This window comes from Paraburkholderia graminis C4D1M (assembly GCF_000172415.1).
Taxonomy (GTDB): domain Bacteria; phylum Pseudomonadota; class Gammaproteobacteria; order Burkholderiales; family Burkholderiaceae; genus Paraburkholderia; species Paraburkholderia graminis.
In genome coordinates this window covers 125,551-133,965 of sequence record NZ_ABLD01000020.1, presented here as the reverse complement: position 1 = coordinate 133,965, position 8,415 = coordinate 125,551, and the positions used below count along the sequence as shown (strand labels likewise).

Sequence of the window (8,415 nt, the reverse complement as noted above, 5' to 3'; positions counted from 1 at the left end):
CGCGCTATCAGGAAGTTACCGTGGGCACGCTCGCTGGCACGACTGAGATTTCCGTCATCCTGCCAGAATGCGACCTCTCGTTGATGAACCACAAGCTCCGCATTCGGAAAGGTAATGTGTCCGGCCGTGTCGACTAGCCCTCCGACATGGTCGGGATGGGCGTGTGTGAGCAGGATTGTGTCGATCCCGGATGGTTCGATACCAGCAAGAGATAAATTAGTTCTCAGGCGGCCCCCCCACTGCTTGATGCCTCCAGCGCCGCCGTCGATCAGAATCGTGCGGCCCGCTCCGCGCACTACGTAGCAGTTGATATGCACGGCGGAAGGCGCCTTCTGCCCGGCATCGCTTTGCATTCTGGAGGCCTCGGACGGGTCGATATTCGAGAGGAAGTCCAGGCTTGCGGTGAGGTAACCATCGCTGATTGCAGTGATCGTGAAATCCCCGACTTGCTGACTTGGAAACGGAATGGCGGACACAACTTTTCTCCAGACGACTCTCTGATTGCTAATTGCGGGCGTGAATGTTCGACGCGGCATACCCAAAACAACGGATGCGCGCCGTGAGACCCATGCAGCGTGCGATGGCGTCGTCCAGGGCTTCCGTGAACTGGTCCATTACCGGGGGCGTGCGAAACGTCTCAAGGCGGTATTGGACTTCGGCGAAGACGGGATGTCCGTACCCATGTCGAACATCGACGTAGACGACGTGAACGTTTTCGAGCGCCGATTTAAGGACACTCGTACAGAGCTTGATGCAGTCGCTGGAAAGTTCGGCAAGCATCTCATCAGACGGCATGTGCCCCGTAGGAACGTAGAAAGTGACATTGGGCATCGCGGACCTATGTTTCCTGTTCAGTCGAAGTGGTGCGGGGGCCCGTCAGTTGTTCCGTCATCGGCGCGTAGAGGTGGACGCCTTCCGACATGCTCTCGACAAACTGAGCGTTTCGCCGAGGCAGTCTTGCGAGCCAACGGCGGTCCGGAAACTTCTCCAGCGCGACCGCTCGCATGGCCAACGGTGTAAGGCCCATCTGCATCAGAGGTTCGGGGCCGCCTGCGCAAAGCACGAGGAGTTCGTCAGCATTGACCGCCGGCGCAAGGCCGATATCGCTGTAGAGATTTCTGTGCCAGTCGGTGATGTGTTGCTGCCACCTCGCAAAATTACCGCCGCCTTTCTGGCGATATTCCTCTCCCGTCAGAACATCGAGACCGTCAATCGTGTGGACGGCGAGGTAGACCGGGCAACCGTCGCTTAACGACTTGAAGCGCTGCGATGTTTGAAAGCCAGTAACCGAGATGAGGGCGGGCAGCTTTTCACGGCTGTAGAAGTCATTCCATTCGGCTTCGCTGTTGGGATCGGCGAAGCTGCATTCCACGGTGTAGATCATCAGATTATCCTTCGTGGCGCGTACGCAGATTGCTGCAAACGATCCAAGTTTATTGCAGTAAAGTAATGATAATCTGGGATTTTCGGCGTATATAGCGATATAAAGTCAGCCTTCAGTGATGTTTGCTCAAGCTGTATCGAACGCCTTCCAACCGGCTAGACTTTATGCGACGCAAAATTCCAAGCAATTCCGCGCTCCTGGCTTTTGAGGCCGCGGCTCGACACGGCAGCTTCGCCCGCGCGGCCGAGGAATTGGCCCTGACCGAGGGCGCTATCAGTCGTCAGATCGGTCGCCTCGAAGTGTTCCTGGGGGTCGTGCTGTTCGAGCGCGTTGGAAATCGGGTAAGGCTTGCACCCAACGGCGCGCGATATGCGGTGCAGGTCCGCGAGATTCTGGATCGGCTGGAACGGGACAGCCTATATCTGATGGGGCAGCCCATCGAGGGCGCGAGCATTGATATCGCCGCCATTCCGACCTTCGCCACCCGGTGGCTCATCCCTCGGCTGAAACGCTTTCAGAATCTGCATCCGAACATCACGGTGCATATCGCCGAGCGTATGGAGCCCTTCATTCTCGCCGGTAGCGGTTTCGATGCGGCAATCCATTTTGAGCATCCAGCATGGGCGGGTATGCATCTACATCACCTGCTGCAGGAGGTGCTTGTGCCCGTCTGTAGTCCGGCGTTCCTCGCGGACGCCGGTGCGAACCTGTCGCTAGACGAGCTGCCACGCCTTCACAGGCGACAAAATCCGGACGCGTGGCAGCTTTATGCAGAGGAGGCCGGCATCGTGCTGACCAATTCGGCGATTGGCGCACGTTACGATCTTCACTCGATGCTGATAGAGGCGGCGGTGGCTGGCCTGGGTGTCGCGTTGGTGCCGCGTCTTTACATCGGGGCAGAGCTTGAACAAGGCCGTCTGGTCGCGCCTTGGCCTGACGGCAAAGTGATTACCAAAAATTTCTGCCTTGTTCTTCCTGAGCCAATCGAGTTGAGTGAAGGGCCACTACGGGCATTTGCGAAATGGATTCTTCACGAAACCCGGGCCTAGCGGCTTTAAACGACGTCTGACTTTCATCAAAAAACAGCCATTCCTCCGCAGTTTCCCTCGCGAGGTGAATGCCGCGCTTAGAACTGACCGTCGCGAGTCGAAGAAGGGCCGTTGTGCCTTGAAAGCCCCCTACTGAATGTCGCATCGGGTCGACGGGCCGCAACGCGTCATCTACGGTAATTCGTCCGTCGGCACGCTGGCGCGACTACGGGCGTCTACAAACCTCCATGTCGGGCAAGGAGGCGCCGATAAGGGACGGCGCACGCCAGCGTCCCCTGGCAGTACGACAGGAGCCGTTACCTTGCCGTCGAGCGAAGCTCCAAGCTGCTCCAGCCCGTGAGCGTAGCCGACGACACATCTGCTCACAGCGGACGATTGAACGGCCGTTGCCTCATCGATCGACCTTGAAACGCAGTTGACGATCGCGAGACATGCTTCGCGTCGGTCGCAAGCCAGCAATCAACGGAACGCTTGCTGACCATTACATCCGGGGCATATCTGCCAACGCTTGCTGCGGGACCAACACCTCTCCCCGATCGAGGGGAGCGATTTTCATTCGCTCGCTTACTTGGTCGTATAACCGCCGTTGATCAGAATGGTTTGCCCCGTAATCCACCACCCGTCACTGACCAGATGGCGGATGAAGGGAACCACGTCCGCGATGTCGGTCAAACCCGTCGTGGAGAACGGGGAGAGCGCGGCTGCCGACTTGTGGTACGCGACCGCGTCCGCGCCTTCGGCGGGATAGAAGAACGGCGTGTCCATGGGGCCGGGGCCGACGGCCGTCACGGAAATGCCGCGCGCGCCGAATTCCTTGGCCGCCGCGCGCGTGAAATGTTCGACCGGCGCCTTGGTGCCCGCATAGGCCGCGTAAAACGGGGTGAACGCGCCAAGCAGCGACGTGACGAGCGTGACGATCTTGCCGTTGTCGTTGACGTGCTTGCCTGCCTCTTTGAGAAAGAAGAACGCAGACTTGGAATTCACCGCCGTCATGTCATCGTATTCGGCCTCGGTGATGTCGGCGAACGGCTTTTTCAGCACCTTGCCTACCGTATTGATCGCAATGTCGGGGCGGCCGACGGCGGCGACGACATCCGAAAACAGCTTCTCGAGCGCGCCGGCCGAGGTCAGATCGGCCTGGAAAGCGACTGCCCTGGCACCTGCCGACTCGATTGCGGCAAGTGTCTCGTCCGCCGCGGCTTTCGAGGCCGCGCTGTTGTAGTGAATCGCCACTGCCCTGGCGCCCTGCGTGGCGAGATCGCGTGCAATCAGTCCACCGAGATTCTTCGCCCCGCCCGCAATGATGACGGTTTTGCCTTTGATGCTGTGGTCTGCCATGTTTCATCCCCAGTGCCGAAGCCGCCCTATGCAGCCTCTCATCTGGCCGATGATATATTCCTGGAAAATCATTTAAACCTGCTGTTTCTGACATCACTGGTCAGAAAAATCGAACAGTAGAAGGCGTCTGATATGACGATAAGCGAGACCGGCGGCGCGCGTGAGTGCCGGACCGACGAACTGCATCCCGTGCGAAATGCGCGATACGACGGTGAGCCGCACGCTCGCGAAGGCGGGAGCGAACGTGGATCGCATTGACCTGTTTCGCGTCTTCGCGCGCGTTGTTGAATGTGCGAATTTCACGCGCGCCGCGGACACGCTCGGCTTGCCGCGCTCGTCGGTTTCCGCGGCGATCCAGGAGCTCGAAGGACGGATTGGCGCCCGCCTGCTGCATCGGACTACGCGCAAGGTGTCGCCGACGCAGGACGGCGCGGCGCTCTATGAGCGCTGTCTTCGCCTGATCGCCGATGTGGAGGAGACCGAGAACCTGTTCCGGCAGACATCGGTAGGACCGGGCGGCGTCTTGCGCATCGACGTGCCAGGCCGTATAGGCCGGTTGATCATCGCACCCGCGCTGCCGGAATTCCTTGCCTCCTATCCCAGGATCGACATCACGCTCAGCCTGACGGATCGCACGATCGACCTCATCGAAGAACGCGTCGACTGCGTGCTGCGCGTTGGAAAGCCGCATGAGTCCGGCATGATCGCGCGTCCGATGGGCGATCTGCCACTCATCAATGTTGCAAGCCCCATCTATCTGTCGCAACACGGCAGGCCTTGTACCCCCGGCGATATGACAAACCAACAGGTCGTTCAATATGCGTCGCCAACGAGCGGGCGTATCGCGCCCTGGGAATGGCTCGATGGCGAGACTGTCAGAACGTTGACAACGCAAGGGCGCGTGACCGTCAACAGCGCTGAGGCGTATATCGCATGCTGTCTTGCAGGACTCGGTTTGATCCAGATTCCTGCCTATGACGTGCAGCAGCATCTGCGTGCGGGCGAACTGATCGAGGTGATGCCCGAATACAGGGCTGCGCCAATGCCGATGAACCTGCTGTATCCGCATCGGCAACATCTGTCGCGCAGGGTTCAGGTGTTCGCAGACTGGCTCGATGCGCTGTTGAAACGCCAGCTCGTTTGCGATTCGGATGGAAGGAAATGAAGCAAACCGATCATGGTGGCGGTTCTTCTTCGCACCGCGGCGAACACGTTTAACAGCGGTTGATTGGCACGGACAAATACCACAACGGCGTGTTCATGCGTCTGCTCCATTCCAGAATGCGGACGCTGATGAACGTGTCGCGATAGGCACCTTCGGGTCGACAAGGGAAATTCGCGGCGAGGCCGAGCTGGTGACTGGCGGGCTCAAGCCGAACTTCCGGGTTCGGCCACTGTGAGACGCTCAGCGTTGTGAGTTGCTGACCTCCAGATGTCGGTTAACCACTTATGTTGCGCCGTTGCAGATGATCACTCGAACTTTTGATCCAACGGGCAGGATCCACCAGCGCGTTGACGCGCCGGACTAGCTTCCGTGCGCATTCGCGTCTGAGGTCCTTATGCTGCTGGCAGAGCGGCTGAAGCAGGCGACACGCCAGAGTTTCTCGACTCAAGCCGTCCATGAGCGCCGACCGCGCTGGTGAAATTGCCGCAGAACACAGCGCGAGGTCGATGCAAGACAGATGTGAAAAAAGTGATGTGGGAGGAGTTAATTCGCCGGATGCCGGATGCCGGAATCCGCTATCCGGTTTTCGAAGCGCGGCTCGACCTGACCATGCGTAATGGAGAACCCGTGCCGATAGAGCGTTGCCTGAACGCGGATCGAAACATGGCAGTACGGGCCGCGGCCAACGTCCCTGAGCGGAAATTCGATAGACGCCCGGTTTAAACATTGCCCCCAAGCACGCTTGCGTCCGTTGCTGCTCTATGCCTGTTTTTCCCGCCCCAACCAGCTCCAGTCATATATGCAATGTTCCGGTGACAGTCGGCGGCCGCGAGGCGTCTAGCTATGCGGTAAGTGAATTCATCCGGCAGCGATCGCCTGACTTGAAGCGATGGTAAAGGCCAAACCCAGAGACTGCTGGTGCGCCGGCTTTCCATGACCAGCGTGCCGTCGCGGCTCTCTTACATCAGGGAATAAGAAGGATCTTTCCCGGACGATGCTGGGAACCGTCAAGCATTTGATGCGCCCGGCGTGCGTCGGCAAGTGGCAAAATATCGCCCAGTCGGGCCTTCAGCTCACCGTCAGCCGCAAGGCGGACGAGCGCTTCCAACGTAGGCGTGACAACGTTCACCAACAGGAAGTCCGAGCGCACATGTTGCGGCAGGCGGGTGCTATCGGGCTTTTGCACTGCGGAGACGACGACCCCGCGCGGGAGCACAAGCGCGTACGACTGCTCGAGCGCTCCACCGCCGACAGTGTCGATGACGGCGTCGAAACTGCTGGTATACGGGTCCATACGACGCATGCTTCGCTCGATAATTTTGTCCGCCCCCAAAGCCCGCACATGGTCAGCCTGGGCGTCCGACGCGGTTGCAACGACCTCGGCGCCGGCCAGGTGCGCGAGTTGTACGGCGTATGCTCCGACGTTGCCGGCACCACCGAGTATAAGAACACGCTGTCCTGCTTTTATGCTAGCGAACTCGTGAAGCATCTGCCACGCGGTTACCGCGATGACGGGCATCGATGCCGCTTCCTCGAAAGTCATGCTGGAGGGCTTCGCGGCGAGCATGTCGACCCTGGCTCTCGCATACTGCGCGTAACCCTCCGTGAAGCGGCGGTTGGTCACGCCGAAAATCTCGTCCCCTACCGCCAATTCGTTGACACCGGGACCAACTTCAACGACGACCCCCGCAATGTCGGAACCGGGCGTTAGAGGCAGTGGTTGCGGTAGAACGCTCTTTCCCGCGCGAATCCACCCATCCCACGGACCGACGCCCGCTGCCATCACCTTGACGACAACCTCTCCTTGGATCGGTGTCGGGATTGGTAACCGGCGCAAATTGAGCACGTCCGGTCCACCGTACTCTTCAATCTGAACCGCTTGCATCAATGCTGTCATTTCAAGCTCTCCTTATCAGCACATTGAACACGTGCACTCTGGCAAAGCAACCATCTGACATAAACCTTGAATTCGTTTTCCAGCAGATCACGCCACGAGGGGGCAGCGCAGGAGTGGAAGCGATGAGACGGCCCAACAGATCGCGGTGGCGCGTTCTGAATTTTTGCACGCCCGCACGAGGTAGCAGAGTGCCTATCAGTCCGCACGTCAGCTTGACGCACAACATGCGATTAATAAGCCAATGGTTAAGAAGCCAACGCAACTGTCAAATCAGGCAGCAAGCCATAATTTCCGCGACGTACGGCTCCGCAGAGCAAGCCACTACGAGCCCGGCAGCCTTTCCAAGGAAGCAGCTTTCTTCAACAGGACGGCATCCCCGAAGACGACATCGACCTCGTGTGGGATGCCGTCCAGACATAAGTATCGCTCCGGTTCCGGAATATCGCGTAGCAGAAAAACTGGCGGCTGGCCCACTCGTTCACCTGCTTCCTGAATGGAGTCCTTCCTTACCGGGCGTGTGCCTATACTATCCGGCTAACCGGCACCCGCCGGCAGCGCTTGGGTTGTTTTCACAGGCCGTGTGAGAGAGGGAGACCAGACAGTGCCCTGGGACGATTAGGCACGGGCTGTGTCGCTGTGCGCTAGCGCGACGCTTTCGGTTACAATTTGACGCGCTACGCGGATGGCTGCTGCTCGAGCAACGACCGTTGCTGGCGCGCAAAATCGATCTCCCTTCATTGAAGAGGAGGTCGACATGGAAACGCTTAATTCTTCCAGCACTCGTCGGGTGCCGAGGAACAAAGGAAGGCTGACCGGGCAGAAGCCCCCGTTGAAGCTACGCGAAATTTGGGCGATTCGGACGAGACTCCAGATGTCGTCGAACGTGCGTGAGCTGGCGCCGTTCAATCCGGCAATCGACAGCAAGCTTCGGGCATGTGATTTAACGCGACTTCAGGTGCAGGACATCTGTATGGGGAGCCACGTCGTGTCGCGAGCGACTTCATGCAGCAAAAAACGCAACGACCGGTGCAGTTCGAAATCACTGAGCAGACTCGGCAAAGTGTCGCGGCATGGATTTCGGCGCGGGGACTCAGGCCCGCCGATTATTTATTCCCGAGTCGGCTGCACGCGTCAGCGAAGGTGTCGACGCGCGTGCATCGATGGGTCGCGTCAATCGGACTGGACGATGCTGCGTACGGCACTCACACAATGCGCCGCACCAAGGCATCGTTGATCTATCGGCGCACCAAGAATCTGCGGGCAGTTCAACTGCTGTTAGGCCATACCAAACTGGCAAGTACAGTGCGTTACCTCGGCATTGAGGTTGACGATGCACTTGAGATGTCTGAGCAGACCGAGGTTTGAAGGACCGTGACCGGCGAGCGGGCGCTTGCCGGCCAAATACCGACCTTCACATCCCGTCTGCGAGCGTCTGCTGCTGAGCGACCAGCCGCCACTTACAAGTTACGGCAACCGAAGCTTTGACAAAGGAGCCGGCTCCACGTCGAGTGCTGCGTCGAGCGGCTCACTTCGACGGCAGCTTCGGCCGGCCGTGATTTCAGTTCGAGTATTTTCCCCGGTG

General features: G+C 59.0%; 8 protein-coding genes and 2 pseudogenes. 5 read left to right on the top strand and 5 right to left on the bottom strand.

What is annotated here, in order from left to right; translation table 11 throughout:
* The 3 genes from BGRAMDRAFT_RS25215 to BGRAMDRAFT_RS25205 form a co-directional block, all read right to left on the bottom strand.
* Window positions 1-476 (bottom strand): MBL fold metallo-hydrolase (locus BGRAMDRAFT_RS25215; RefSeq protein ID WP_044021870.1); only part of this gene is annotated, 476 nt, incomplete at its 3' end.
* Window positions 477-504: 28 nt separating this feature from the next.
* Complete coding sequence (locus BGRAMDRAFT_RS25210) at window positions 505-831, bottom strand: hypothetical protein (protein ID WP_006051704.1); 327 nt, start codon at window positions 829-831, stop codon at window positions 505-507.
* 7 nt (window positions 832-838) lie between these two features.
* Window positions 839-1,384: a hypothetical protein gene (locus BGRAMDRAFT_RS25205; RefSeq protein WP_006051703.1), complete on the bottom strand. Its 546-nt coding sequence runs from the start codon at window positions 1,382-1,384 to the stop codon at window positions 839-841.
* 164 nt (window positions 1,385-1,548) lie between these two features.
* Between BGRAMDRAFT_RS25205 and BGRAMDRAFT_RS25200 the strand changes: the two genes are divergently transcribed.
* Window positions 1,549-2,433, top strand: a complete 885-nt coding sequence (locus tag BGRAMDRAFT_RS25200; protein ID WP_006051702.1) for a LysR substrate-binding domain-containing protein — start codon at window positions 1,549-1,551, stop codon at window positions 2,431-2,433.
* Between the two features lie 564 nt (window positions 2,434-2,997).
* Here BGRAMDRAFT_RS25200 and BGRAMDRAFT_RS25195 read toward each other — a convergent pair.
* On the bottom strand, window positions 2,998-3,771 hold the full coding sequence (locus tag BGRAMDRAFT_RS25195; RefSeq protein ID WP_006051701.1) for an SDR family oxidoreductase: 774 nt from the start codon (window positions 3,769-3,771) through the stop codon (window positions 2,998-3,000).
* A 244-nt stretch (window positions 3,772-4,015) separates the two neighbouring features.
* Between BGRAMDRAFT_RS25195 and BGRAMDRAFT_RS25190 the strand changes: the two genes are divergently transcribed.
* Window positions 4,016-4,936, top strand: a complete 921-nt coding sequence (locus BGRAMDRAFT_RS25190) for a LysR family transcriptional regulator (protein WP_044021876.1) — start codon at window positions 4,016-4,018, stop codon at window positions 4,934-4,936.
* Window positions 4,937-5,455: 519 nt separating this feature from the next.
* Window positions 5,456-5,659 (top strand): hypothetical protein, encoded by a 204-nt coding sequence (locus BGRAMDRAFT_RS34715; RefSeq protein WP_157140672.1) that lies wholly within the window; start codon window positions 5,456-5,458, stop codon window positions 5,657-5,659.
* 241 nt (window positions 5,660-5,900) lie between these two features.
* Here BGRAMDRAFT_RS34715 and BGRAMDRAFT_RS25185 read toward each other — a convergent pair whose 3' ends face one another.
* Entirely contained in the window at window positions 5,901-6,833 is a 933-nt protein-coding gene (locus BGRAMDRAFT_RS25185; RefSeq protein WP_006051699.1) for an NADP-dependent oxidoreductase, read from the bottom strand.
* 416 nt (window positions 6,834-7,249) lie between these two features.
* Here BGRAMDRAFT_RS25185 and BGRAMDRAFT_RS35640 point away from each other — a divergent pair.
* Window positions 7,250-7,417 (top strand): annotated as a pseudogene (locus BGRAMDRAFT_RS35640) (LysR family transcriptional regulator); the annotation flags it as partial.
* A gap of 170 nt (window positions 7,418-7,587) precedes the next feature.
* Window positions 7,588-8,198, top strand: a pseudogene (locus tag BGRAMDRAFT_RS25180) (tyrosine-type recombinase/integrase).
* Window positions 8,199-8,415 lie beyond the last annotated feature (217 nt).